Origin of the sequence: Polaribacter vadi (assembly GCF_018861005.1) — a bacterium.
Classification (GTDB): domain Bacteria; phylum Bacteroidota; class Bacteroidia; order Flavobacteriales; family Flavobacteriaceae; genus Polaribacter; species Polaribacter vadi_A.
Map to the genome: position 1 here is coordinate 1 of NZ_JAHKQL010000015.1, position 26,649 is coordinate 26,649.

Annotated in this window: 24 protein-coding genes; 22 read left to right on the top strand and 2 right to left on the bottom strand. The window is 28.9% G+C overall.

Features of this window, described 5'->3' with window-relative positions; all coding sequences use genetic code 11:
• Window positions 1-99: 99 nt before the first annotated feature.
• The 8 genes from KO506_RS06975 (at window position 100) to KO506_RS07010 (ending at window position 11,739) form a co-directional block, all read left to right on the top strand.
• Window positions 100-942 carry a hypothetical protein gene (locus tag KO506_RS06975; RefSeq protein ID WP_215994183.1) on the top strand — a complete coding sequence of 281 codons (843 nt, stop codon included), beginning with the start codon at window positions 100-102 and terminating at the stop codon, window positions 940-942.
• Between the two features lie 350 nt (window positions 943-1,292).
• Entirely contained in the window at window positions 1,293-1,451 is a 159-nt protein-coding gene (locus KO506_RS06980) for a hypothetical protein (RefSeq protein ID WP_215994184.1), read from the top strand.
• 15 nt (window positions 1,452-1,466) lie between these two features.
• Window positions 1,467-2,786 carry a hypothetical protein gene (locus KO506_RS06985; protein WP_215994185.1) on the top strand — a complete coding sequence of 440 codons (1,320 nt, stop codon included), beginning with the start codon at window positions 1,467-1,469 and terminating at the stop codon, window positions 2,784-2,786.
• A gap of 456 nt (window positions 2,787-3,242) precedes the next feature.
• A complete protein-coding gene (locus KO506_RS06990) occupies window positions 3,243-4,868 on the top strand; it encodes a type I restriction-modification system subunit M (RefSeq protein WP_215994186.1) in 1,626 nt (541 codons plus the stop codon).
• A 1-nt stretch (window position 4,869) separates the two neighbouring features.
• Window positions 4,870-6,093, top strand: a complete 1,224-nt coding sequence (locus KO506_RS06995) for a restriction endonuclease subunit S (protein ID WP_215994187.1) — start codon at window positions 4,870-4,872, stop codon at window positions 6,091-6,093.
• A gap of 221 nt (window positions 6,094-6,314) precedes the next feature.
• Window positions 6,315-7,262: an Abi family protein gene (locus KO506_RS07000; protein WP_215994188.1), complete on the top strand. Its 948-nt coding sequence runs from the start codon at window positions 6,315-6,317 to the stop codon at window positions 7,260-7,262.
• Window positions 7,263-7,266: 4 nt separating this feature from the next.
• On the top strand, window positions 7,267-10,119 hold the full coding sequence (locus KO506_RS07005; protein WP_215994189.1) for a type I restriction endonuclease subunit R: 2,853 nt from the start codon (window positions 7,267-7,269) through the stop codon (window positions 10,117-10,119).
• 1,206 nt (window positions 10,120-11,325) lie between these two features.
• Window positions 11,326-11,739, top strand: coding sequence for a DUF6943 family protein (locus KO506_RS07010; protein ID WP_215994190.1), 414 nt, complete (start codon window positions 11,326-11,328; stop codon window positions 11,737-11,739).
• A 733-nt stretch (window positions 11,740-12,472) separates the two neighbouring features.
• Here KO506_RS07010 and KO506_RS07015 read toward each other — a convergent pair.
• Window positions 12,473-14,545 carry a prolyl oligopeptidase family serine peptidase gene (locus KO506_RS07015; RefSeq protein WP_303436296.1) on the bottom strand — a complete coding sequence of 691 codons (2,073 nt, stop codon included), beginning with the start codon at window positions 14,543-14,545 and terminating at the stop codon, window positions 12,473-12,475.
• A gap of 203 nt (window positions 14,546-14,748) precedes the next feature.
• Between KO506_RS07015 and trxA the strand changes: the two genes are divergently transcribed.
• A complete protein-coding gene (trxA, locus tag KO506_RS07020; RefSeq protein ID WP_215994191.1) occupies window positions 14,749-15,108 on the top strand; it encodes a thioredoxin in 360 nt (119 codons plus the stop codon).
• A gap of 51 nt (window positions 15,109-15,159) precedes the next feature.
• Here the strand turns inward: trxA and KO506_RS07025 are convergent, their stop codons facing one another.
• Window positions 15,160-15,990 carry a heparin lyase I family protein gene (locus KO506_RS07025; protein WP_215994192.1) on the bottom strand — a complete coding sequence of 277 codons (831 nt, stop codon included), beginning with the start codon at window positions 15,988-15,990 and terminating at the stop codon, window positions 15,160-15,162.
• A 105-nt stretch (window positions 15,991-16,095) separates the two neighbouring features.
• On the opposite strand from KO506_RS07025, the gene KO506_RS07030 reads away from it, so the two are divergent.
• The 13 genes from KO506_RS07030 (at window position 16,096) to atpB (ending at window position 26,603) form a co-directional block, all read left to right on the top strand.
• Window positions 16,096-16,434, top strand: coding sequence for a PadR family transcriptional regulator (locus KO506_RS07030; RefSeq protein ID WP_215994193.1), 339 nt, complete (start codon window positions 16,096-16,098; stop codon window positions 16,432-16,434).
• A 12-nt stretch (window positions 16,435-16,446) separates the two neighbouring features.
• Entirely contained in the window at window positions 16,447-17,103 is a 657-nt protein-coding gene (locus KO506_RS07035) for a hypothetical protein (protein WP_215994194.1), read from the top strand.
• Between the two features lie 2 nt (window positions 17,104-17,105).
• Window positions 17,106-17,771 (top strand): hypothetical protein, encoded by a 666-nt coding sequence (locus KO506_RS07040; RefSeq protein WP_215994195.1) that lies wholly within the window; start codon window positions 17,106-17,108, stop codon window positions 17,769-17,771.
• Window positions 17,762-18,421: a hypothetical protein gene (locus KO506_RS07045; protein WP_215994196.1), complete on the top strand. Its 660-nt coding sequence runs from the start codon at window positions 17,762-17,764 to the stop codon at window positions 18,419-18,421. Before KO506_RS07040 ends, KO506_RS07045 begins: the two co-directional genes overlap by 10 nt.
• Window positions 18,422-18,438: 17 nt before the next feature.
• Window positions 18,439-19,116 carry a hypothetical protein gene (locus KO506_RS07050; RefSeq protein WP_215994197.1) on the top strand — a complete coding sequence of 226 codons (678 nt, stop codon included), beginning with the start codon at window positions 18,439-18,441 and terminating at the stop codon, window positions 19,114-19,116.
• Window positions 19,117-19,119: 3 nt separating this feature from the next.
• Entirely contained in the window at window positions 19,120-19,818 is a 699-nt protein-coding gene (locus tag KO506_RS07055) for a hypothetical protein (protein WP_215994198.1), read from the top strand.
• A 49-nt stretch (window positions 19,819-19,867) separates the two neighbouring features.
• Entirely contained in the window at window positions 19,868-21,334 is a 1,467-nt protein-coding gene (locus tag KO506_RS07060; protein WP_215994199.1) for a DUF5687 family protein, read from the top strand.
• A 23-nt stretch (window positions 21,335-21,357) separates the two neighbouring features.
• Window positions 21,358-22,053: an ABC transporter ATP-binding protein gene (locus KO506_RS07065; protein ID WP_215994200.1), complete on the top strand. Its 696-nt coding sequence runs from the start codon at window positions 21,358-21,360 to the stop codon at window positions 22,051-22,053.
• A gap of 122 nt (window positions 22,054-22,175) precedes the next feature.
• Window positions 22,176-24,398, top strand: a complete 2,223-nt coding sequence (locus KO506_RS07070; protein WP_215994201.1) for a tetratricopeptide repeat protein — start codon at window positions 22,176-22,178, stop codon at window positions 24,396-24,398.
• A gap of 45 nt (window positions 24,399-24,443) precedes the next feature.
• The gene (locus KO506_RS07075) at window positions 24,444-24,827 is read left to right on the top strand and encodes a bactofilin family protein (protein ID WP_215994202.1); all 384 of its coding nucleotides are present in this window, start codon (window positions 24,444-24,446) and stop codon (window positions 24,825-24,827) included.
• On the top strand, window positions 24,781-25,008 hold the full coding sequence (locus KO506_RS07080) for an AtpZ/AtpI family protein (RefSeq protein ID WP_215994203.1): 228 nt from the start codon (window positions 24,781-24,783) through the stop codon (window positions 25,006-25,008). The genes KO506_RS07075 and KO506_RS07080 overlap by 47 nt, the downstream gene beginning before the upstream one ends.
• Window positions 25,001-25,399, top strand: coding sequence for a DUF6168 family protein (locus KO506_RS07085; RefSeq protein ID WP_215994204.1), 399 nt, complete (start codon window positions 25,001-25,003; stop codon window positions 25,397-25,399). The genes KO506_RS07080 and KO506_RS07085 overlap by 8 nt, the downstream gene beginning before the upstream one ends.
• A 70-nt stretch (window positions 25,400-25,469) precedes the next feature.
• The gene (atpB, locus tag KO506_RS07090) at window positions 25,470-26,603 is read left to right on the top strand and encodes a F0F1 ATP synthase subunit A (protein WP_215994205.1); all 1,134 of its coding nucleotides are present in this window, start codon (window positions 25,470-25,472) and stop codon (window positions 26,601-26,603) included.
• The last annotated feature ends 46 nt before the right edge of the window (window positions 26,604-26,649 follow it).

Consider the following 26,649-nt stretch of genomic DNA (forward strand, 5'->3'; position numbering starts at 1 on the left):
AGAGAGGTTAATATTCGTTTATTTATCAAAACCGTATTCGGTATTGTATTCTGTAAATATAAATATTAATATTGTATTATTAATTAAATGACATTGTTAATGCATAAAAATGAAGAGTTCAGGAAGAAAGTTGAAGAAATGTTCAAAATGAAGATTTTAGATTTGTATTTTCCACATCAGAAGTATTTAGATTTCCTAATAAGCTCTCTATCCTTAACCGAAGCAAATAGTTACAATAATGCTGAGCTGGCATTCATCACTAAATTTAATTCAACTGATGTTAAAGATTTATCCCAATTTATTCATTGGTGTTTGAATCAACTACTTTGGGTTAACTCAATTTTAGAATCAGAGAAATATTGTTCTAAATCTGATGATATAGAAGAGTTTTTTGATTACCCTGAACCTAGTGTTGACGGGGATCATTGGATATTATCAAAAGTAATTGATAGAGGGTTATATTTTTATCATATGGAAGATATCACTGCCTCTAAAGTGATAATTAATTCAGCTAATATTACAGGTATAGCAGAATCTTTGTCGAAAGCAAAAAATAAGTCCAATTTGAAAAAGGAGAATCAAATTATTCTGCATAATGATGATAGCTCTACTTTATTTATAAACAAAGATATAGAAGAAAGGTGCATCAATGTTTTAAAAACTATAAAACATCCCGTATTAGATGAGCAAGGAGCTTTTATAAATAGTCATGGTATGATAGCTGCAATTGTTTTTTGGTACTATAAATGTAAAGTATTAAGTTTTATTTCTAAAGATTCATCTACAACAAGGGATAATATTTCAAAGGAGCTAATGGAACTCATTCCAAACCTATCAATTGAATCTAGTAATTTAAGTCAGAACACAAAAGCAAAAAAATACAAAGAAGATATTGAGAATAAACTTAATGAGATTGCAGATAAACTAAAAGAAACACACTAAAAAAACCTTCACAACCTTCACCTTTTTCCCAACTTCCTCCTCTAAACTTTAAACCTTCACTAACATTTTTAACAACTTTAACTAACTCTTAATAAGGTTTTTACACTTTATTCCTATTGACTAAAATTGTATCATATTATAAAAAAAATATAATTATGATGCAGAATATTACATATACTATTTTCAAGGTTTCAGCCTTAATTTACTCGCTTAAAAATAACTTATCGCCCTCTATTCAATGGGCAGTTTCCACTAAAAAATTACCCGCTTCTGTATTAGAGTTTTACTAATTATTAAAGAATAGTTAGTAAAGCATGTTCAAGCTCAAGAACAAAATAGCATCCATGGTAATGGACAATCTATCTCTAGAAGATTTGGAAGCTATGGTTGCGCTTAAAAAACAAGAAAGTTCTAAAAGAATTGATCCGGTTGAAATGACTGCGGATGAAAAAATTAGAAGCTATTGTACGGAGCTACTTAAAAATAAACTTTATGCACCTAAGTCTTAATAAAGGTTCTGTAGAATGGTTAAGAAGACTTCAAATAAAGACTCATTTTACAAAGCTCTTGGCAAGTATCATGTTAATCCCTTCATTATAAATGTCCCAAAAGGGTCTTTAAGAATTGTTAGTAGATTATCTGCTAAAAAGCTAAAGGTAATCGATAAAAATGCAGATGTTGCTAGAGAAAAGATTTTAATCTTCTTAAACGAATTTAATAGAGGGCATGCACTATTCCTTGCCGATAAATTGAAGTTTGACTCCGTAGATATACGTTCTAAAAAAATATCTAAAATATTTAGTTCTAAAAAATATAAAGCAGCATTAGAACTCTTATATGATAATGATATTCTTATTAGATCAACTAAAAACCCATATAAGGTTGGAGATTTTCCTAAGGCCTATAAACTGGCTAATGAAATGATTACTAAACCATTTGTAAAATACACTGTCCTATCTGATAAATTAAAAAAAAATCTAACCACTTTATATGCAGATCAATCTAGGTTTATTAATGATAACCCCATAGCAAAATCAGCAGTAGATACATCTAAAAATATAACTCTACCTACAGAGGAGGAATTAATAAAACATGCAAAAAAACTAATTTCTATAGAGTGGAACAATAAAGGGAAAAAGTTAGCTTTTAAAAGAAATAAAACCAAAAATGATAAAAAAATACAGGAGCTTAGGAAAGCTGGTATAGCTGAAAATGAATTACCGAAATTTTATTATATAGAAGATGGGATTAAGCTCTTTAAACTTTATACTGATAATGGTTATATGTTACCTAAAATTGGAAACTTTAAATCTGGAGGACGAGTAACCACATCATTTACATTAATGCCGAAATGGATAAGAATTTGTTTAAAGCTAAACAATAAAAGTATTGTAGGTGTAGATTACTCTGCATTGCACCCAAATATAGCTTCTAAATTATGGGGAACAGGTGTATATATAGATCATCAAATAATAGCAGACTTCTTAGATATACCTATTCATATCGCTAAACTAGAGCATCTTAAATTTTTTAACACAACCAAAAGAGGTATGAAGAGGTTGAATGTTTACAAGTACTACAAAGAAAACCAGCCAGAGTTACTAAAGAATTTAGAAAAAACTAAGTCAAAAACCTACAAACGCACATCTGCACTAATGTTTAAAGCAGAAGTAGAAATTATGAGCGAAGTAATATCAAGGCTAGAAAAGAAAAATCTTTCAAACAGTATTATTTATGTATATGATGAAATCATGACAAATAAAAAACACGCTCAAACGGTTAAAGAAGTTATGGAACAAGTAGCTATTGATTTAGGTTATAAACTATATGCCAAAATCGGTTAATATTTATAAAAAAAAAACGCGAAATTGATTCTAAATTCAGTCTAGAATTATTCTATAATTTAGAACTTAGAGTTATATTTAATTATAACTCCACTTAATATAAGCAATCAATAATTTAAATTGCTCATCTTACAGAATGGTATATTATTTCTTTCCATTGTTTTCTCAAAATCATTTACCCCTAATGTCTTTAAACTTAGTTATAGCAGGTGTTTCAGGCTTTTTTTGTGAAAAATTTTCTGACAAATAAATACATATGCTGTAGTTAAAGTATTTATATAAAGTTCAAAACAATAGTAAATATTTCATAATTGCCTTTTAACTAAGATTATATAAATTGGTTACAAGCCCTTAAAATATATAGAAAAGTTTTCTACAATTACGGTACTACTTTTACACTATATGTTTAAAAAGATTCCTATTTTTAAAGTCAATTTAAAAAATAGCTATTCTACAATGTCAGAAGATCATAAAAAGCAATTAGAACAACAACTCTGGAATATTGCCAACACCCTGCGTGGTAAAATGAATGCAGATGAGTTTCGTGATTATATATTAGGCTTTATTTTCTACAAGTACCTTTCTGAGAGAATGGAAATATACGCTAACAAAATATTGAAAGAAGGTGGTGATGCATTTCTATTTTCTGAAATAGACGAAAACACAGAAAACGGTCAAGAATACATAGAAGCTATAAAAGAAGAATCTTTAGAAAAATTGGGTTACTTCTTAAAACCATCAGAATTATTTTCAGCAGTTTCTAAACGTGGTAATCATAATGAAGATTCTACAGAAAGCGATACAGTAGCAGAAGATACTTCATTAACGTACAATACAAAAGACAACTTCATATTAGAAGACTTGCAAAAAATCTTAAACAATATCCAAAACAGCACAATGGGTACGGATAGTGAAGAAGATTTTGAAGATCTCTTTGAAGATATGGATTTAAACTCTACCAAGTTAGGAAAAACACCAGAAGCGCGTAATGAAATTATCGCTAAAGTACTCGCACACTTAGACAAAATAGATTTTAAATTAGAAAACACAGAGTTAGATGTATTAGGTGATGCTTACGAATACCTAATAGGGAAATTTGCAAGTGGAGCAGGTAAAAAAGCAGGTGAATTTTACACGCCACAAGAGGTAAGTATGGTGTTAGCAAAGTTGGTAACAACAGGTAAAAAGAAACTAAAATCTGTATATGATCCAACCTGCGGTTCTGGTTCTTTACTATTGCGTGTTGCTAAAGAAGTAGATGAAGTAAACAACTTTTACGGTCAAGAATTAAACCGTACAACTTACAATTTAGCGCGTATGAATATGATATTGCATGGTGTGCATTATCGTGAGTTTGATATTAAACAAGAGGACACTTTAGAGCATCCACAGCATATAGAACATCGTTTTGAAGCTATTGTAGCAAACCCACCTTTTTCTGCAAAGTGGAGTGCGAATCAACTCTTTATGAGTGATGACAGGTTTAGTCAATATGGAAAATTAGCACCAGGTAGCAAAGCAGATTTTGCATTTGTACAACACATGGTACATCATTTAGCGGAAAACGGACAAATGGCAGTGGTATTACCTCATGGAGCTTTGTTTAGAGGAAGTGCAGAAGCACACATACGTAAATACTTAATAGAAGAAAAAAACTGTTTAGATGCTGTTATAGGTTTGCCTGCCAATATATTTTACGGTACTTCTATACCAACCTGTATTTTAGTATTTAAAAAATGTAGAGAAAACCCTAACAACATTTTATTTATAGATGCCAGCGCAAATTTTGAGAAAGTGAAAACTCAAAATATATTAAGTGAGGCTAATATGAATAAAATTGTAAGTACGTATCGTGAACGTAAAACCGAAGACAAATATTCTTATGTCGCACCTTTAAGCGAAGTGGTAGAAAACGACTACAACTTAAATATACCACGTTATGTAGATACTTTTGAAGAAGAAGAGTCAATTGATATTGATGCTGTAGCTACTGAAATTGAAAGTTTAAATACCGATTTAAAAGAAAACGAAACGCTAATAGCTTCTTTCTGTAAAGAACTAAACATTAAAACACCTTTTTAATATGCAGAAAGAAAAAAGGTTGATTCCAGAATTGAGGTTTGTGGGTTTTGAGAAGGAGTGGCAAAATAAGTTCTTTTCTGAGATGTTATTATCATCAAGATTGGGTGGTAACTATTCCAATTCTGAAATCCCTAACGACTACCCACTAATTAAAATGGGAAACTTAGGAAGAGGAAGTATTAAGCTTGATAAATTAGAATATATAGATGAAAAAGAAGAACTTAAAAGTGAAGATTTAATTAAAGAAGGAGATCTTTTTTTTAACACAAGAAATACGCTTGATTTAGTTGGTAAAGTTGCTATATGGAGAAATGAATTACCAAAAGCTTATTATAACTCAAATCTTATGTATATAAAATTTGAAAATAATTATTTTATGAATTACAGTCTTAATTCATTTCAAGGAATAAAAAAACTAAGACGAATAGCAACAGGAACCACGAGTGTAGCCGCAATATATTCTAAGGATTTATTTAAACTAAAATTTAATATTCCCTCATTAGAAGAACAACAAAAAATAGCCAATTTTCTAACTACCATAGATACCCAAATACAGACTTTAGAAAAAAAGAAAAGCCTTTTAGAACAATACAAGAAAGGAGTAATGCAAAAAATCTTTAAACAAGAATTTAGGTTTAAAATGGAAGATGGGAGTTTGTTTCCTGAGTGGGTGAAACTTAAGTTGTCAGATTTTTTAATTACCACATTGAGAGAAGTTGATAAGCCAAATAATAATTATTTAGCCATTGGTATAAGAAGTCATTGTAAAGGTACTTTTCAGAAACCTAATTCAGATCCTTCTAAAAACTCAATGAAGAAACTTTTTGTAGTTCAAGAAAACGATTTGATAGTAAATATAACTTTTGCTTGGGAGGGTGCAATAGCCATAGTGAAAAAAGAAGATGAAGGTGCTCACGTATCTCATAGATTTCCAACTTATACATTTAATAGAGACTTAGTAATTCACGAGTTTTTTAAATATGTAATTATTCAAAAAAAATTTAGAAATATTCTTGATTTAATTTCACCAGGTGGTGCTGGAAGAAATAGAGTAATGAGTAAAAAAGAATTTGTAAAAATAAAGTGGAGTATACCTTGTGTAGAAGAACAAACCAAAATCGCTAATTTTTTATCTGCAATAGATGAAAATATAGCTTTAGTCAATACCAAAATAGAACACACAAAAGCCTATAAAAAAGGCTTGTTGCAACAGATGTTTGTGTAATACTTTCTCAAAATATAATTAGTTAAAAATGAGAGGATTGTTAAAAAATATCACAAAAATGTTAATAAGTTATGCTAGGTTGTATAAAAAATGTATTTTTGTACCAACAAAGCACAGCAGTGTTTTTGTTTACATAGCACTAGACAGTACATACACTAACAATAATACACCTTCCATGCCTCTTTACAATGCACACTCGGAAGGTTTTTTCTTTTAATGCTATGAATAAAAAAAAGTACACCAAACAACCGTTGTCTTTTCAAGACCAAATCACACAACTTCAAGGTAGAAACTTAACCATTCAAAACCCTGCTGAAGCTACTGCATATTTACAGAGTATAAGTTATTACAGGTTAAGTGCCTATTTTTTACCATATCAGCAAACAAAAGATACTTTTAATGCAGGCACAACCTTTAGTCAAATTATTGAAACATATATGTTTGATAAAGACTTGCGTTTATTGGTTTTTGATTGTATTGAGCGTTTAGAAATTGCCATTCGCACACAGTTTATATACGCAATGGCAGTGCATTATAACGATGCACATTGGCAAGATAACAAAGCGTTATTTGTTAATCCTTTTTACAACAGAGTAGGTAACTTAGTAGATCCCTATAACGATTTGCAAAACATTATTTCTAAAGCAAAAACAAAACGTACACCAGAGGTCTTTATAAAGCATTATACAGATAATTATAATTCGCCAGCAAACCCACCATCTTGGATGTGTTTAGAGTTGTTAACTATGGGAGAGTTGTCACATATCTACAGAGGATTACGAAACAATGCCGATAAAAAAAGAATAGCTTCCTTTTTTGATGTTCATCACAAAGTGTTTACCTCTTGGTTGCATAGTTTAACATATGTAAGAAATTTATGTGCGCATCATTCAAGATTATGGAATAGAGATTTAGCAATTGAGCCTAACAGACTTTTAAAACCAAAAGGAGCTTGGATTGGTAGTAACTATCAAAATAATAAACGAATGTTTTACTTTTTATGTGTATTAAAGTATATGCTAAATAGAGCAAATCCTACAAATACATTAACACAAAGATTAGATACATTATTTAACAAATATCCATCTGTTCCTGTTCGGTATGTAGGTATTCCATCAGATGGAAATGGGAATTTATTAAATTGGAAAAATGAGCCTTTATGGCAATAATTTTATGAGTACACAACCAGAACAAGTATTAGAAAATCAGTTAATAGAACAGCTATCAAATCAAGGCTATGCTAAAGTTAGTATTCCAGATGAAGCATCTTTACTAGCAAACTTAAAAACACAATTAGAAAAGCATAATAATATTACGTTTACTGCTATAGAATTTGAGCGTGTTTTAAATATTTTAAGCAAAGGTTCTGTATTCGAGAAAGCAAAAACATTACGTGAAAAACAACATATTATTCGCGATAATGGCGATAATCTATATTTCGAGTTTTTAAATACCGAGCATTGGTGTCAAAATCAATATCAAGTAACCAATCAAGTTACTATTGAGGGCAGTTATAAAAATCGTTATGATGTAACTTTATTAGTCAATGGTTTGCCTTTAGTTCAAATAGAGTTAAAGCGCAGAGGCTTAGAAATGAAAGAAGCCTTTAATCAAATAAACCGTTATCAAAGGCATTCGTTTGGTGCTAAATCTGCATTATTTCAATACGTGCAAATATTTGTAATTAGTAACGGTGTAAATACCAAATACTATGCAAATAACAGGCATCAATCTTTCAAGCAAACATTCTTTTGGGCAGACAAAGAAAACAAACGTTTAACCAATATTTTAAATGGTTTTACATCAGAGTTTTTAGAGCCTTGTCATATCTCTAAAATGATATGTAAATACATTGTATTAAACGAAACGCATAAAATATTAATGGTGCTAAGACCGTATCAATATTATGCAGTAGAAAGCATTATAGATAAGGTTAAAAACAGTACGCATAATGGTTATATATGGCACACTACAGGATCAGGTAAAACGCTTACATCTTTCAAGGCAAGTCAAATAATTATGAAAATGCCACAAGTTAAAAAGGTGGTATTTGTAGTCGATAGAAAAGATTTAGATTATCAAACTACCAAAGAGTTTAATAGCTTCTCTAAAGGCAGTATAGATGGTACAGATAATACAAAAGCATTAGTAAAACAGTTTAGTGATGATACGAAGATTATTGTAACTACCATTCAAAAGCTAAACACAGCCATTAGTAAAAAGAACTATTTAGCGAAGATGGAGAAAATGAAAGAGGAGCGGATCGTCTTTATTTTCGATGAATGTCATCGTAGCCAGTTTGGAGAAACCCACAACCGTATAAAAGCGTTCTTCAATAACTATCAAATGTTTGGTTTTACAGGCACACCAATATTTGCAGATAATGCAGTTAAAAACGAATTAGGAAAACGTACTACCAAAGAATTGTTTGGTGATTGCTTACATAAGTACGTGATTACAGATGCAATTAAAGATGAAAATGTATTAAAGTTTGCTGTAGAATATGTAGGTAAATACAAGCAAAAAGAGTCAGCAACAGAAATAGATATTGAAGTAGAAGACATTGATCGAAAAGAGTTAATGGAATCGCCTAAACGTTTAGAAAAAATAGCAGATTATATTATCGCAAATCACAACCGTAAAACACACAGCAAAGAATTTACAGGAATGTTTTGTGTGGGTAGTACAGATATGTTAGTCAATTATTATGATATTCTACAACGTAAAAAAGAAGCAGGAGAACACAATCTAAAAATAGCAACCATATTTAGTTATGTAGCGAATGAAGACGATGCAGATGCAAACGGATATATTCCAGAAGAAGTAGCAATAGCAGCCGAACCTAATGCTGAATACAATTTAAACCTACATAAAAGAGACAAGTTAGAAAGCTATATGGAGGACTATTACAAAATGTTCGGTACTCGCTACTCAACAAAAGATAGTCAGTCATTTTACAATTATTACAATGATATATCAAAGAAAGTAAAAGAACGTAAAATTGATATTCTGTTAGTAGTAAATATGTTTTTAACAGGTTTTGATAGTCCTGCTTTGAATACTTTATATGTAGATAAGAATTTAAAGTATCACGGATTAATACAGGCGTATTCAAGAACAAATAGAATTATAAACGAGCAGAAATCACAAGGTAATATTGTAGTTTTCCGTAACCTTAAAAAGGTAACAGATCAAGCAATAACACTCTTTAGTAATAAAGAAGCGATAGATGTTATTATAATGAAACCTTACGAAGATTATGTAGATAAATTTGATGAAGCCTATAAAAATCTATTGGAATTAGTTCCTACAATTAATAGTGTAAATGAATTAGTAAGTGAAGAAGATGAATTAGAGTTTATTAAGGCATTTAGAGAGTTAATGCGTTTAAAAAACACAATGACAACCTTTGCTAATTTCGATTGGGAAGATTTAGCAATGGAAGAACAGTTGTTTAATGACTACAGGAGTAAATATCTTGATTTATGGCAAAAAACCAAACACGATAATGCAAAAGAAAAAGTATCTATACTTGATGATGTAGATTTTGAATTAGAATTAATCCATAGAGACGAAATCAATGTTACTTATATTCTAAAACTGTTGGCATCCTTAAAAGATGTTAAGAAAGAAGAACAAGAAACTAAGAAAAAAGAGATTATAGATGCGTTAACAGGTGAAGCTAATTTAAGAAGTAAACGAGAGTTAATAGAAAAATTTATCGAAGATAATTTACCTCAAATAGACGATTCTGAAACCATACCACAAGAGTTTGAAAAGTTTTGGTCAGAAGAACAACATAAAGCATTTGAAGTATTTGTTAAAGAAGAAAATCTATCATCAGAAAAAACACAAAAACTTATAGAAGATTATCTTTATGCAGAAAGAGAGCCTTTACGTGATGAATTATTAGATTTAATAGAGGGTACAAAACCAAGCGTTTTAAAACGTAAATCAATAGGCGATAGAATCTTAAATAAAGTAGTGAACTTTGTAGAGACTTTTATTAATGGGATGGATAGTTAAGTGAAGTTATATAAAAAGGGTAATAAGGTGTCCCTCAGTCATTCCACTTAATTCCGTAGAACATAATTAAAAATTCTCCTTCGATCGTATTTGTACTTACCATTCGTTCTGCCACAATTTGTGCTCCAGCTGGTGCTCATTGCAGCTCTCTCCTTTGTTCTACTGCATACGCTACTCTATTCGGATACCCATAGCTTTCTTTACTCTTAAAATCTAAAGAAGATATGCTACGCATGCATTTTTATTAAGAGGAAAACGCTATTTCACTCTTTGCGAGCCCGCTTTGTCTCTCAGACTATTTGATGTCATAGTTATTGTTTATTTATTGCTTGAAGATTATTGAATTTTAATGCCATTTGGAGAAATCACGTGCTCAGAAAAATCGCACAAGATTCTACCAACGCGCACAAGAGAAAAACAAACATTCCATTTCACTTTAAATTATTATTCTTAAGAACATCTGCAGAAGTAATTAAGGTATATATTATTAATAAAAACCATCTCAGCGCGCATTATTCACAGATTATTTGTGAGTTTTAATAGCAATTTATGCTATAGAAAATATATAGTTTAATATTAATTAGTTTATTGCATGTGATCTGTAAATAAATGCTGGCTTCTATTAATTGATACGAGTCGTTACATTCCATTTATTGTGTTTCCCTTGTCTTGCAGCCGCAAAATTTGGAAGGGGTTCAGATTAGTTAGTATTAATTATCAATAACGTACGCCATCAGCGTTTCACGTAGCTATAGCACGCTCTTATTCATTCTTCAACGAGCTAATGCTCTACCATCTTCGTTCCGCTCGCGGGGGCTACGCTGCAAGTCAATAAAAACCATTTAAAGATTTAAAACAGTTGATTGTTAACACGATTTTTTTACTTGTGTTTTTCAAAACAATAAGACTTATATAGTTGATAAACTGATTACTACACATCTAAAAATCATTCTGAAATCTATTTTTTTAGGTAATATAGAAAGAATGCAAATTTAAATCCTCCCATCAGCAGCCGCATATTTTTTGTAAAGGTCAAGCTAAAGTTTCCACGAAAACCTCCACCTAGAATAAACATTTAATAATACAATACAGACTCTTACAGAGGTAGTGTTTTCGTGTAAAACCTTGACAAAAAAGCCTCGTCAATAATACAGTCATTCTTTTTCTAATTCGCTCAAAAAATAGAGCAAAAAACTCAATTTAAGAATGACTAATATAGATTACTTCGAAATTAAAACTCATAAATTAGGTAGAACCTATGGCAAACCCCACTTCTTCATTCTAAACAAGGGATTAAATTCTGGTAGATCCATGAATCAACCTTGTCCCAATTGTTTTGTAGTAGTTTCTGAAACAAATGCACAAAGAGAATTATTATATTATCTGTGTTTATCACTTCAAGTAGGTCGCTATTTTAAATTTTATATCAAAGGTTCTGTAATTCCATTTATAACTATAGATGATGCTAGAAAAGTTATTAATAAAGCATTACTAAACTATGAAGCAGATCAATGGCAGATAAAAGTAGAGAAGCTTAAAAAGATAACCACCTATGAAGAAAATCTTAAACATCAGATAAAGATTATAGGACAATTAAAAATAGCCTTATTAAGAACTTAGTATTTATGAGTGATACATATTAAGACCCCACCCCAATAGATAATATTTCAGATTATATTAGAAGTTTATGGGGTGGGGTACTACTGTAGTATTCAACAATTATTATTTTGCTACTCTTATAGGTGTTTAACTGATTAGTATAGAGTGTACTATATGTTTATTTGTATCCTTTTTAGAAATATTTATTATGCCCCCTTTTTCAACATTAAAACCTTTAACAAGCTGTATTTATCTGCGGTTTTATTGATTTTTACTACATAATTCATGAGTTTTCAACTCAACTTTGTAATACATCCGTGCGCCAATAGTATATGTCTTTACCCCCCTAGCCTAAATTTTAGGGGAAATGAAACTATATGTAAAATTGAAGGTAGGTTGATTCTAAAAGTGACATCAATTTTTATTAGGGAGTAGTGTAGATTTTATTGTTTTATTTTCTTATTATTATAAAAAGTTTTAGAAAGGTGTTCAAATAGGGAGCATTAAAAAAATAAAACGTTTAAGTAGCAGTATTTCAGATAGTTAATAAGTAATGGGTAGCCCATGTGGGACCACTCATAATTTTAAAGCACTTACATAATTGTAAGTGCTTTTTTTATTGAATTCAGTACAAATTTTATAGCATTTTCAACTCTCATCAAGCAGGAATTTTAGAAGTAAAATCTAATTCTAAAGCGATAAAAAACCTCAAATTTTGCTTGAGGTTTAGCATATAATAATAATTATTAAAAAATTAAATCTTTAGTTTCGATTTTGGTAGATTTGGCAACTGATCAAAACCCATATTAAACAAGGTAAATCCGAAAATATCTGCAGTTTCTTTAATAATTTTAGCAATTGGTTTTCCTGCTCCATGACCAGCATTTACTTCTATTCGTATTAAAGTTGGGTTATTCCCTGTTTGTTTTTCTTGCAATTCTGATGCAAATTTAAAGCTATGTGCAGGTACAACTCTATCATCATGATCGCTTGTGGTAACCATAGTTGCTGGGTATTGAACACCTTCTTTTACATTATGTACAGGAGAATATCCTTTTAAGTAATCAAACATTTCTTTGCTATCGTTAGCAGTTCCATAATCATAAGCCCAACCAGCACCAGCTGTAAATGTGTGATAACGCAACATGTCTAAAACACCAACTGCTGGCAAAGCCACTTTCATTAAATTTGGTCTTTGTGTCATTGTTGCACCTACTAATAAACCTCCATTTGAGCCTCCACTAATGGCTAAAAATTCTGAAGAAGTGTATTTGTTTTCAATCAAATATTCTGCAGCAGCAATAAAATCATCAAAAACATTTTGCTTTTGCATTTTAGTACCAGCAATATGCCATTTTTTTCCATATTCACCTCCACCACGTAAATTGGGTACAGCATAAATTCCTCCTTGTTCCATCCAAACAGCCATTGTAGTTCTAAAACTTGGTGTAAGGCTTACATCAAATCCTCCATAACCATATAAAATTGTTGGATTTTTTCCATTTAATTCCAATCCTTTTTTATGTGTGATAATCATAGGTACTTTTGTACCGTCTTTAGAAGTATAAAAAACCTGTTTGCTTACGTAATCATCAGTCTTAAAATCAAGAGTAGGTTTCCAGTAGGTTGTATACGTTCCATTTTCAGGATTTAATTTAAACGAAGAACTAGGCGTTTTATAATTGGTAAAAGTAAAATACAATTTTTTGTCTTTGGTTTTTCCTTTAAACCCATAAGCAGTTCCTAAACCCGGTAGTTTTACTTCACGAATTAAGTTTCCATCAAAATCATATTGCAATACTTTTGATACAGCATCTACCATATAACTTGCAAAAAAATATCCAGCACCTGTAGAAGGAGACAATACGTTTTCTGATTCAGGAATAAAATCTTCCCAGTTTTCTGAAGTTGGGTTAGCAGCATCAACAGTAACCACTTTTTTATTTGCTGCGTTTAAATTGGTAACCAAATACAATTTATTATCTCTATTATCAATAAGATATGTATCACTTTTTGTATGATGTAAAACAGTGATTAATTTACTATTTGGTTTTGATAAATCTTTGATATATAACTTGTTTCCAGAGGTTGAAACAGATGCATAAATCACCAAATATTTGTAGTCTTTGGTTAACTCACTAAAAACATATCTGTGTTTTTCTTTGGGAGTTGCTCCAAAAATTATGGTATCTGTTTTTTGTGATGTTCCTAATTTGTGATAATACAGTTTATGTTGATCTGTTTTAGCAGACAATTCACTTCCTTTAGGTTTATCGTAACTTGAGTAATAAAAACCTTCATTTTTATACCAAGAAATTCCGGAGAATTTTACATCAATCAAAGTATCTTCTTTTATGGTTTTAGATTCTACATCTAAAATTATAATTTTTCTCCAATCAGAACCAGCTTCAGAGATTGAATATGCAGCAGTTTTTCCATTTTCAGAAAAACTTAATGTGCCTAAAGAAGTTGTAGCATCTTTAGAAAAAGTATTAGGATCTAAGAAAATTTCTGGTTCAGAATTGCCTTTTTTTCTATAAATAACAGACTGATTTTGCAAACCATCATTTTTAGAAAAATAGGTGTAATCACCCTCTGTATAAGGAGTTCCAATTCTTTCGTAGTTTAACAATTCTGATAAACGAGATTTTAATTGCGATCTGTAAGGTATTTTGCTTAAATAATCGAAAGTAACAGCGTTTTGTGCTTTTACCCACGCTTCAGTTTGTTCACTTTTATCATCTTCTAACCATCTATAATTGTCAGTTACAGCTGTGCCAAATAAGGTATCTACAACTGGTTTTTTTGCTGTTTCAGGATAATTCACTTCTATATTTCTTTGGTATAAGAAGCTAAAGTAATACTTGCTAAAATAATGTGTGGAATAAATCTGATTTTCATTTTAAAAAGATAAGTTATTTTCACATTATCAAGTATTTACTGATTTTTAACATTTTGATTATTTACAAGATCAGGATTTGTAATTATCAACTTAAAAAAACGACTACTTTTGTGTAAAATAGATTTATTATGACAGAAAACTTAACAAAAGCAACTTTTTTAGAAAAGGTGTTTAATTTTGAAGAAAACGCAGCATGGAAATTTGAAGGAGACAAACCAGCTTTAATCGATTTTTATGCAGATTGGTGTGGCCCTTGTAAAATGATTGCTCCAATTTTAGAAGAATTATCAGAAGAATATAAAGGTAAAATAGATATCTATAAAATTGATACTGAAGCAGAGCAAGAATTATCTGCTGCCTTTGGTATAAGAAGTATTCCATCAATGTTATTTTGTCCTGTAGAAGGAGAACCACAAATGGCAAATGGAGCTTTACCAAAAGCTGATTTAGAAAGGGTAATTGCTGATGTTTTAAAGGTAAATAAGTAATATAATACCTAATAATTATAAAGAGTAGCTATTGAGATAGTTGCTCTTTTTTTATTTGTCAGTTTTAATATCATTTATTTCAAAATCTGCAAAATATACTTTTTCATCTCTTAGTTTATTGGCATGTTTTAAACTTCTATAAATTCCCCATTTTGGTCTTGCATACTCCATTGTATCATACCAAGTTTGTATGTTTTTTTTATCAACTTTAAGAATTGTTTTACCACTTAATGTTTTTAATGTAACAGCATAACTTCCGTTTTTACCATAGATTATTGTTTCGTCTGCAACAATCCATTTACCAGTAATTTTAGATAATTTTACAGAACTTAAAACCTGTTGTACATCTTGATCAATATACACTATATCAAAACTTCTTTTCCCTTTTTTATCTCTAGCCATAAAAGCAAATAAAGGTTCGTTTGTTTCTGTTAATCTATATGTTATTTGATGCAAATTTGTATGTCTAGAAGATGCTTTAAATCCTTTTTGTAGTTTAAATTTCCACTTATAATTCAGTTTTTCTCCTTCTGTAGCTAAGATAATAGGATTAGATCTTTTGTGTGCTTTAATTTCATTGCGCTGTCTATCAAATCGTTTACATCTATCCTTATCATTTTTAATATGTATGATAAATTCAAAAACATATTTATTTAAAGTAGAATCAAACACTTCAGATATATGTCTGCCAAAATCTTTATGATTACAATCTGGCACTTCTACAGCAGTTCTATTTTCTGAAATAAGTACTTTGTTTATCAACTCATAAGTATCTCCTTCTCCATTTGCAGTTAATTTAATTTGTGAAAAACCTTCATTAAAAAAGAATAAAGTAAAGATTGTAATAAAACTCAGTAGTTTTTTGCAGTTATAAAAATGCATAGATAGTTTGTCTTTTGAGTTACTAAAGTAATTAAAATCTATTTTTTCTAAAATTACTATACCTAAGAATATTATACATAAGAAATTTATGTATATATTTACAACATGGGAAATCAGAAATTATACAAAGGATCTTTACAAACCATCATTTTAAAATTATTAGAAACTAATGATAAAATGTATGGGTATGAAATTACGCAGAAAGTAAAAGAACTCACCAAAGGCGAACTAAAAATTACAGAAGGTGCTTTGTACCCTGCATTGCACAAATTAGAAGCTGATGGTTTATTAGATGTTGAGGTTGCAAAAGTTGGTAACAGACTTAGAAAATATTACAAATTAACAGAAAGTGGTACCAAAGAAACTGCGAATAAGTTAGAAGAAATGCAAGAGTTTTTAAAAACGATGCAGCATTTGGTGAACCCTAAATTTAGTTTGGAGTAAAAATTATTAGCTATGGAATTAACAACAGAACAATTACAAAGAGTAGAGCATTATTTAAATGTAAAACAGATTGATTATATAGATATTCGATTAGAAATTTTTGATCATATTATTTCTGATATAGAAGCAAAAATGGAATCCGAAAAATTAGATTTTGAAACCGCATTTTATGCTGTTACTGATAAATGGAATAAACATTTAAATGACACTTCTAGTTTTTATTTTGGAATAATGTATTCTGCTCCAAAAATGGTAATAGAAAAGGCAAAGAAACAATATAAAAAATGGTTTTATTTATCTTTCTTTTCATGTTTAACACCTTCAATTATCATTGATAATTCAAATATTTTGGTTTCAGCTACAATTGAAAATATTTTAAATTATGCGTTTTATGGGATTACTTTTATATGTCTTTTAATAGGTGTTTACCTATTTATAAAAAAGGATACAAAAAAAGTAAAAACTACTTATAGTTTTGTTTTAAAAACACAAAGTTTGGGTTTTGTAATTGGTTTTCCAATATTATTTTCTTTAAGGTTTTTATCCGAAAATGGTGTTTTAAATTCTTTTAACATAAGTTTTCTATCAATTTTTATTTTGCACTTATTTTGCTATTTCCATTTCTACAAAAAACACAAAGAAGCTATCAAAAAATATAAAATTTCATAACTATGGAATTATCAAAAGAACAAATACAGCAAGTAGAAGAATATTTAGATAAAAAAAGATTCAATTTTATTGATTTAAGAGTAGAAGTTTTAGATCATATGATATCTGATTTAGAAAGCTTTTTGAATAAAAACATTTCTTTTGAAAACGCTTTTAAAACAATTGTTTTAAAATGGGATAAACATTTTAGAGAATCTTCTAGTTTCTTTTTTGGTTTTCAATATCATGAGTCTAAAATTGTGGTTAAAAATGCGGTAAAAATATTTAAGCCTTTTTACTTTTTGTATTTGGTTTGTTATTTTTTACCTATGCTAATTTTCACAAATTTTCATATTGTTTTTTCAGAGGGTTTCGCAGATGTTACGAATGGATTTTTAAACGGTTTAAATATCAGTTTTGTAGTTTATTTGATCTTTTTAATTACAAAAGTGTATAAATCTAAAGTAAAAACAACTTACAGTTTTATTTTAAAAACGCAGTATTTAGGAATCATCTTTTTAGTACTTCCTCTATTTATGGGCAATCATTTTAACGATGATAAAAGTTTTATTCCCTTTTTAATTAGTTTTCAAAGTGCAGGTTTTGCAGTTACTTATATCTGTCATTATTTCTACAAAAAGCACAAAGAAGCCATCAAAAAAAATAAATTTCATAAGTTATGGAATTAACAAAAGAACAAATACAAATTATAGACAATCATTTTAAAAATAATGGTATTAAATACTGGGATTTAAGAGTAGAAATGATAGATCATATTGTTTCTGATATTGAAAAAAATGCTACTTCAGATGATTTTAAAGCAGAGCTTTACAAATCTTTATTAAAAACAAAATGGTTGGGAGATTTGTCTAACCTAAACAGAAAAGGCTGGCAAAATGTGAATAGAATCTATAGAAAGAAATATTTTCAAGGTTTTCTAGATTTTTTTAAAAAGCCATTTTATGTTTTGCTATTAATAGTAATTTTAATTGCTTATTACTTTCTTTCAGAACATATATCTCATAAAGTATTTTTGAAAACAAGTTTTGCAATTTTTGCTGCGCCATTATTTGTTTATTTCTTTTTTGCATTTAAAACATTTAGAAAAAAGTTAGGTAAATCTATTCATAGAGATTATGCTTTAAATTACTTTATGTTCTCTTTTTTGACGTTAAATGCTATAGTAATATTTGTAAGAATTGAGGACGGTTTTCCTATTGAGTATCATAAAATCATATTATTTATAGTACTTCCTATACACTATATTTTTACTTTTTCTGGATACAAAGTGTATAAAAATGCAATGAATAGAGTTCAAGAAATGAAAAAAGCCTTGTGACTATAAATTTCGTAGCTATGGAATTATCAAAAGAACAACTTTTACAAATAGACAACTTCATTTTTTCTTGCGGCATAAAATATTATGATGTGAGAACAGAAATTGTAGATCATTTTGCAAATATTTTAGAAGAAAGGTTAGCTAAAAATCCAGATTTAGATTTTAAAAAAGAAATTAGAAACATCCACAGCAACTTTTCTGATAGAGGTTTTAGCAAACTTTTAAAAGAGAAAACAAAATCTGTTCAAAAAAAGTTTTACAAACAGTCTTTTAAACATTTAATTACGTTTTTTAAACTTCCTAGAATTTTAATTTCTGCAGGTTTATTTTATACTTTGTTTTTGTTGATGAATTTGTTTGAGGATAAAAAAGATTTTTTCTTTTTGGCTTATCCATCTTTGCTATTTGTTGCTGTTTTAATCTTTTATCAGAATTGGAAAATTAATAAAGAAAAAAGAGAAACTTTTTTGGTTTTAAATAAGACTAATAGCTTTTTACAAATAGTAAACCTTACATCAATATTATTTAATTCAATTACAAATTTTAGAAGTGAAGAAAGTTTTTTAAATCCAACTCAAAACATTATTCAATTAGGTGTTTTTGTCTTGCTATTGTTGTTTTATTGGTCTGGAGAATATGTTTTTCATCAGAATAAAAAAATGATAAAAGAACAATATCCAAATGTAATTGTATAAACTATGATACTAACAAACCTCCAAATAGAAAACCTATACAAATTTGCCAGAAAACATTATGTAGAGCATTATGATGTACAAACAGAATTGGTAGATCATTTAGCCAATGATATTGAGCAAATTTTAGAAGAAAACCCAAAATTAACTTTTGAAAATGCTCGTGATAAATCCTTTAAAAAATTCGGAATTTTTGGTTTTATGGATGTTGTAGATGCCAAACAAAAACAACTGAGTAAAAAATATTATAAAGTTCTTTTCACAATAATGAAAGAATGGTTTTCTATTCCTAAAATAATTATTACAGCATCAATATTTATGTCATTTTACCTTTTAATGACATTAAATATCAATAACACTTATTTATCTATATTAATGTTGATTTTAGCTTTTATCGATGTTTATTTAGCGCAAAAGTTAAATAATAAAGCAAAGAGCAGTTTTAAAGAAAATGGCAAAAAGTATTTGCTAGAAGATATGATTTATAGAGTAAGTGCTTTTAGTAGTATTTTGGTGTTTTTAAATATCTTTCATTTATCCTCTTTTTTAAAACATAGCGAATCATTTTATGTAAAAATGTTTGTTTGCAGTTTAATAACTTTTGCCATTTTATACTCTTATATAGCTTTAATAGTTATTCCAAAAAAAGCAGAAGAATTACTGCAAGAAACCTATCCAGAATATAAATTGGTTGAAAATTTGTAACAAAAACATTGCAAGCACTACTTATACAATAACTACTTAACCAAACTTTATGATTTCACATTTTTTAAAACTAGAGTGGAAACAGTTTTTTCGTTCTGCTTCTTTCGGAAAAAGTGTTGCTTTAAAAATAGTAATGGGCTTTTTTGCGCTTTGGATGCTTTTAGGCTTTTTGTCTATTAGTGTTGGAGGTTATTTTATTCTTAAAGAAGAATTTCCAGACAAAGACCCTTTTATTGTTGTCAATAATTTTCTAATCTTTTTATTGATCTCAGATTTAATAATGCGATATATTTTACAGAAAATCCCAGTAATGGATATAAAACCAATGCTGATACTTTCTATTAAAAAGAAAAAATTGGTGAATTATATATTAACGAAGTCCATTTTTTCTTTTTTTAATTTTGGTGCACTTATTCTATACATCCCTTTTTCTATTGTATTAATTTCTAAAGGATATAATTTAGTTGGTGTTTTAGGTTGGTTGTTTTTTATGCTAATGCTAACCTTATGTATCAATTTTATTAACTTTTTAATAAATAAAAATAACATTGCACTTGGTGTTTTAGTTGTGTTTTTGGCTGTAGTTTGGTTGTCTTATCAATATCAATTTTTAGATATTACAGTGTACTTTGGTAAAGCCTTTTACGCTGTTTATAATTATCCAATACTTTCAATTATTGCTTTGTTATCAGTAACAATATTTTATTATTTAAATTTTAAACAATTATCTAATGCTTTGTATTTAGATGGTGCAATTAAGTTAAAAGAAGAAGAAGTTAATTCTGCAGATTTATCATTTATAGATAAATTTGGTGATGTAGCTCCTTTTATAAAAAATGACATTCGTTTAATCTGGCGAAATAAAAGAACAAAAATGGTCTTTTTTATGTCTTTTTTCTTCTTATTATTTGGTTTAGTGTTTTTTACTGTAAAAACATATAGAGATTCAGAAATATGGCAGTTATATGGTTGTATCTTTTTAACAGGTGGTTTCGCAATGAATTATGGGCAATTTGTACCTGCTTGGGATAGTGAGCATTATAGAATGTTAATGACACAAAATTTTTCTTATCGTAAGTTTTTAGAATCTAAATGGTTTTTAATGGTAGTAATGACTGTTGTACTTTTTATTTTGTCTACACCATATATCTATTTTGGCCTAGATAAGTACTTATTAATAGTTGCAGGTTTTTTCTTTAATATTGGTTTTACACCTTTAGTAATGTTATATATGGGTGCTTTTAATAAAAAAAGAATAGATTTAGGTGCAAGTGGTTTTGGCAATACACAAGGTACAAGTGCAGCTCAATTTATTGTAATGCTACCAGTTTTAGTATTTCCAATAATAATTTATGCATTAGTTAATTATTTTGTTGGTTTTAATGCTGCAATCATTGCAATAGCTGCAGTTGGTATAATTTCAATTTTATTAAGAAATTCTATTATGAATTTTATTGAAAAAAAATATCAACAAAAAAAATACAGTACACTTCACGGATTTAAACAATCAGAATAACCAAAATTTAATTTAAGACAACAATGATTACAATAGATACAGTTTCAAAAAAATACGGAAAAGCAGAAGTTTTAAATGTTGCATCAATAGAAATACCTACAGGCCAAAGTTTTGGTTTGGTAGGTAATAATGGAGCAGGTAAAACAACGTTATTTAATATTTTGTTAGATTTAATTAGGCCAACAACTGGTGCAATTATTAATAATGATATTGTTGTAAACCAAAGCGAAGATTGGAAAAACTTTACAGGTTCTTTTATTGATGAATCTTTTTTAATAGGCTATTTAACACCAGAAGAATATTTCGATTTTATTGGTGATTTAAGAGGGATGAATAAAGCTGATGTTAAAACGTTTATAGCAAAGTTCGATGAGTTTTTTAATGATGAAATTATTGGAAAGAAAAAATATTTAAGAGATTTAAGTAAAGGAAACCAGAAAAAAGCAGGAATTGTTGCTGCAATGATGGGTAACCCACAAGTAGTAATTTTAGACGAACCTTTTGCTAATTTAGATCCTACAACACAGATTCGATTAAAGAAAATTATTAAAGAATTAACAGAGAATAAAGAAGTTACAGTATTAGTTTCTAGTCACGATTTAACCCACGTAACAGAAGTTTGCGAAAGAATTGTGGTTTTAGAAAAAGGATCTGTGGTAAAAGACATAGTTACATCAACAGAAACTTTAAAAGAATTAGAGAGCTATTTTGCTGAATAAATATAGAATTCTTTATTTATTATTATTTTTATAGACTGTATTTATACTATTTTTGTCATAAATCAGTTGTAAATAAGAACTTTTGGCTCTTATAAAAAAATAATTCATTTAGATTTACAAGTGTGAAAAACACGCAGAAAACACTTATTGTAGTTATCATTTTTGCAACCATATATGCTTGTGGTACAAAAAAAGACACATTTATAAGTAGAAATTACCAAGCACTTACTACAAAATACAATGTTCTTTTTAATGGTAAACAATACCTTCAAGAAGGTGTAGATGCTATTAATGAAGAGTATAAAGACGATTGGTTTCAGCAATTACCAATAGAACCTATTGTTTTTGATGAAGATAAATTCGTGATTCCTAAATTTAACAATGGTCCAGGTGCTGGCTTTGGTAATTCTAAACAAAAAGCAGAAGTACAAAAAGAACTTACAACTTTCGAAAAAGCAGAAGAAAAAGCCATAAAAGCCATTCAAAGACATGGAATGAATATTGATGGTTATGAACGTAACAGGCAAATAGATGATGCTTATTTGTTGTTGGGTAAATCTCGTTATTATCAACAACGCTTTGTGCCTGCTGTAGAGGCTTTTAATTACGTAATTGCAAATTATCCGCAAGCAAATCTAATTGCAGAAACTAAAATTTGGCGCGCAAAAACCAACATTAGAATGGATAATGAAGAAACAGCCATAGAAACCATGAAGCTGTTGTTGGTGGTTAGAGATACATTAGAAGCCAATTTACCAGACGAAATTAAAGAACAAGGTCACACAGCTTTAGCAATGGCTTATGTAAGAATTGATAGTTTGCAAAAAGCAAAACAACATTTACAATTAGCAACAAGAACTTTAAATAATAGAGCTCAAGCAGCAAGAAATTTATTTGTTTTAGGGCAAATGTATAACCAAGAAAACAAAAAAGATTCTGCAAGTTTAGTGTACCAAAAGTTAATCGACTTTAAAAAAGCACCTTACAAATATAAAATTCATGCAAATATAGAATTGGCTAAAAATTCGCCTAATGATTCTACTGCAAATGTGGTTTTAGAAAAGTTACAAAAGCTGATAAAAAACAGAGACAATAGACCTTATTTAGATGAATTGTATTATCAAACAGGAGTTTTACATCAAAATAACGATAGCATTCAATTGGCTTTAGATTTTTATAATAAATCTTTAAGAGCCAAAAATGGTAGTGATAAACAGAAAACATTTACTTACGAAAAATTAGGAAACATTTCTTTTAAAGAAGATGCTTATCAATTAGCAAGTGCTTATTATGATAGTGTTTTGCAAGTTTCTAAAGACACTTTGAATTTAAGAATTAGACGAATAAAAAGAAAACATAAAAACTTAGCATCCTTAATTAAGTTCGAAAATGTTGTTGCTAAAAATGATAGTATTGTAAGAATTGCATCTTTATCCGAAGACGAACAAAAACAGTTTTTCGAAAATTATATAGAAAAACTAAAAATTGCTGATGAAGAAGCAGCACAAATAAGATTAAATCAATTGGCTTTTGGTAATACTGATGGAGGCTTACAATCTGCGAATAAAGGAAATTGGTATTTTTATAACAATCAATCTTTAAGTTTTGGTAAATCTGAATTCCAAAAAATCTGGGGAACCAGAAAATTAGAAGATAATTGGAGGTGGTTAGAAAAAACGACTATTGGTAGTGAAACTAAAGATTCTGCTCAAGTACAAAAAGTAAATCTAAAATATGATTTAGAAACCTATTTAGCTACAATTCCTACAGAAAAAACAGAAATAGACAGTTTAAAAATCGATAGAAATCAAGCTTTATACGAATTAGGTTTAATTTATAAAGAGCAGTTTAAAAATCAGAAATTAGCAAAAAAACGCTTAGAAAGAGTTGCTTCTTTGCAGCCAGCTAAAGAATTAATTTTACCAATAAACTGGCATTTATATCAAATTTATATAAATTTAGGTGATGTTTCAAGTACTGAAAAATATAAAAATGTAATTCTAAATCAGTATCCAAATACCAAGTTTGCGCAAGTCATTCAGAACCCAAATACAAAATTCGAAGAAGAAGTTGCAGTAAATGAAATAGAAAATACATATAAAAAAATGTATTATTTGTACAAAGAAGATAAGTTTGAAGAAGTTGTTACTAAGGTTGATGAATTTTTACCTACTATTACTAATTCAGAATTAATTCCTAAATTTGAACTCTTAAAAGCTTTTGCTATAGGTAAATACCAAGACAAAGAGGCTTATAAAACAGCCTTAGAATTTGTAGCAGTTAGCTATGGAAATACAGAAGAAGGCAAAAGAGCAAAAGCAATTGTAGCACAATTAGAGAAGTAGAATTTTAGTTTAAGAGTGGTGCTTCTCATAAATAACCCGAAGAAAATGGAAAGAAATGTTATTGCAAAAAACACAACTATCAATGGTGAAATAATTTCTGATGGAGACTTTAGAATTGATGGGGTTTTAGAAGGAAGCTTAACTACAAAAGGTAGAGTAATTGTTGGTTCTGGAGGTTTTGTAAAAGGGAAAGTAAATGCTATAAATGCAGATATAGAAGGTAAGATTTCTGGCGAATTAAATGTAGATAAAACTTTAACAGTAAAATCTATAGCAGATATTTCTGGTAACGTTGTTGTTGGTAAGCTATCTGTAGAGCCAGGAGCAACATTTAATGCTTCTTGTGCTATGAAAGTACCTTCTAAAGTTTTAAAAATTGAGAATGGAAAAAAACCAGAACAACAACAAGAGCAAAAAGCCATTAAATAAAGCCATACAACTTTCGGGAGCAGGTTTACAAATGGGTTTAACCATTTATTTAGGTTTTTTATTGGGCAAATGGTTAGATAAAACTTTTGAAACTGCCTTTTTAAAAGAAGCAATTACCTTACTAGCCGTTTTTTTAGCTATGTATTCTTTAATTAAACAAGCCAATAAAATTAATGATTAAGAAATTAATTATTTACAATACTGTATTTCTTATTCTTTATATTTTAGGATATAATATCCACGATTTCATTCTTTTAAAACAAGAAATATCTTTACCTTTTTCTATTGATAAAGTTTACCTATTTCATGCTGGTTATTCAGCATTAATTTGTATCAATTTTTTACTACTTGCAACTGTTAATAAGTATTTAGATCAATTAGGTTTTATATATCTGGCTACTATGCTTTTAAAATTTATACTTTTTTCCATTACTTTCTATAAACCAATATTTTCAGAAGAAAATTTAACAATTTATTCAAGATTATCATTATTTATACCAACCATTCTTTTTTTATTAACAGAGGTTATTTTTGTGTCTAAAATTTTGAAAAAAAAAGATTCTAAAAATTAGCGTCAAAAATCATTTGTGTTTTTGAATTATTCTATATCTTTGCGCGGAATTTACAAAGCGTATTTTTACTATGAAGATTGCAAAAAAATCAATCAAATTTCTTACAATAGCATTAGTAGCCCTTTTCTCAGCTACAATTTTTGCTTCTGATTTAGACAAAAAACAGGACAATCATAAAGATGGTGGAGAGGTAAATACCCAAGAAGAGGTAACTGCTTACATTCAACATCACCTTAAAGATTCTCATGATTTTACTTTTTTCTCATATACTTCAAGTGAAGGAGAAAGAAAACATTTTGGATTTTCTTTACCAGTAATTTTATGGTCAAGTGAAGGTTTAGTAACTTTTATGTCTTCAGAATTTCATCATAATGATGATGGGCATGTTATTGTTGAAAAGAATGGGTTAAAATTCGCAAAGATTCATAGTAAGATTTATGAGTTAGATAATGGAGCAGCAACTGTTTCTTTTGATGAAACTCACCATGCAACAAACGCACACAAAACATTAGATTTTTCAATAACAAAATCGGTAGTAGGTATTTTATTTGCGGCTTTTTTAATGTTATTGTGGTTTTCTAAATTAGCAAAACAGTATAAAACAAGAAAAGTACCTAAAGGCTTTGGTCGTGTTTTAGAGCCATTAGTAATTTACGTAAGAGATGAAATAGCAAGGCCAAATATTGGAGAGAAAAAGTATAAAAAGTTTATGGGCTTTTTATTAACGGTGTTTTTCTTTATTTGGATATTAAACTTATTAGGTTTAACTCCATTAGGTTTTAACGTAACAGGTCAAATAGCAGTAACAGTTGCATTAGCAATGTTTACAATGGTTATTTATCTTTTTAGTGGTAGTAAAGATTTTTGGGCACACACATTATGGATGCCAGGTGTACCTGTAATTTTAAGACCAATTCTAGCAATAATAGAATTAGCAGGTTTTATTTTAATTAAACCGTTTTCATTATTAGTACGTTTATTTGCAAATATTACTGCAGGTCACTTTGTTGTAATGAGTTTAATTGCATTAATGGTAACAATGAAAGAAGCTTTTGGGCCAGTAGCATCTACAGGAATGTCTTTAGCTTTAGCTTTATTTATAATGGTTATTGAAATTTTAGTAGCCTTTTTACAAGCATTTATTTTTACGATGTTATCATCGTTATTTATTGGGATGGCTGTTGAAGAACATGAGCATCACTAAAAATCTTGATTTTTAAAATCAAGTACAAAAAGAGAATTAGAATTTG

Bases quoted from the DNA above. Each gene is read 5' to 3' on its own strand.
- KO506_RS07085 (WP_215994204.1), top strand. From the start codon at position 25,001: ATGATTAAGAAATTAATTATTTACAATACTGTATTTCTTATTCTTTAT.
- KO506_RS07050 (WP_215994197.1), top strand. From the start codon at position 18,439: ATGGAATTATCAAAAGAACAACTTTTACAAATAGACAACTTCATTTTT.
- KO506_RS07055 (WP_215994198.1), top strand. From the start codon at position 19,120: ATGATACTAACAAACCTCCAAATAGAAAACCTATACAAATTTGCCAGA.
- KO506_RS07035 (WP_215994194.1), top strand. From the start codon at position 16,447: ATGGAATTAACAACAGAACAATTACAAAGAGTAGAGCATTATTTAAAT.
- atpB (WP_215994205.1), top strand. From the start codon at position 25,470: ATGAAGATTGCAAAAAAATCAATCAAATTTCTTACAATAGCATTAGTA.
- KO506_RS07045 (WP_215994196.1), top strand. From the start codon at position 17,762: ATGGAATTAACAAAAGAACAAATACAAATTATAGACAATCATTTTAAA.
- KO506_RS07040 (WP_215994195.1), top strand. From the start codon at position 17,106: ATGGAATTATCAAAAGAACAAATACAGCAAGTAGAAGAATATTTAGAT.
- KO506_RS07025 (WP_215994192.1), bottom strand. From the start codon at position 15,990: ATGCATTTTTATAACTGCAAAAAACTACTGAGTTTTATTACAATCTTT.
- KO506_RS06995 (WP_215994187.1), top strand. From the start codon at position 4,870: ATGCAGAAAGAAAAAAGGTTGATTCCAGAATTGAGGTTTGTGGGTTTT.
- KO506_RS07060 (WP_215994199.1), top strand. From the start codon at position 19,868: ATGATTTCACATTTTTTAAAACTAGAGTGGAAACAGTTTTTTCGTTCT.
- trxA (WP_215994191.1), top strand. From the start codon at position 14,749: ATGACAGAAAACTTAACAAAAGCAACTTTTTTAGAAAAGGTGTTTAAT.
- KO506_RS06980 (WP_215994184.1), top strand. From the start codon at position 1,293: ATGGACAATCTATCTCTAGAAGATTTGGAAGCTATGGTTGCGCTTAAA.
- KO506_RS07030 (WP_215994193.1), top strand. From the start codon at position 16,096: ATGGGAAATCAGAAATTATACAAAGGATCTTTACAAACCATCATTTTA.
- KO506_RS06985 (WP_215994185.1), top strand. From the start codon at position 1,467: ATGGTTAAGAAGACTTCAAATAAAGACTCATTTTACAAAGCTCTTGGC.
- KO506_RS07005 (WP_215994189.1), top strand. From the start codon at position 7,267: ATGAGTACACAACCAGAACAAGTATTAGAAAATCAGTTAATAGAACAG.
- KO506_RS07075 (WP_215994202.1), top strand. From the start codon at position 24,444: ATGGAAAGAAATGTTATTGCAAAAAACACAACTATCAATGGTGAAATA.
- KO506_RS07065 (WP_215994200.1), top strand. From the start codon at position 21,358: ATGATTACAATAGATACAGTTTCAAAAAAATACGGAAAAGCAGAAGTT.
- KO506_RS06990 (WP_215994186.1), top strand. From the start codon at position 3,243: ATGTCAGAAGATCATAAAAAGCAATTAGAACAACAACTCTGGAATATT.
- KO506_RS06975 (WP_215994183.1), top strand. From the start codon at position 100: ATGCATAAAAATGAAGAGTTCAGGAAGAAAGTTGAAGAAATGTTCAAA.
- KO506_RS07010 (WP_215994190.1), top strand. From the start codon at position 11,326: ATGACTAATATAGATTACTTCGAAATTAAAACTCATAAATTAGGTAGA.
- KO506_RS07080 (WP_215994203.1), top strand. From the start codon at position 24,781: ATGGAAAAAAACCAGAACAACAACAAGAGCAAAAAGCCATTAAATAAA.
- KO506_RS07000 (WP_215994188.1), top strand. From the start codon at position 6,315: ATGAATAAAAAAAAGTACACCAAACAACCGTTGTCTTTTCAAGACCAA.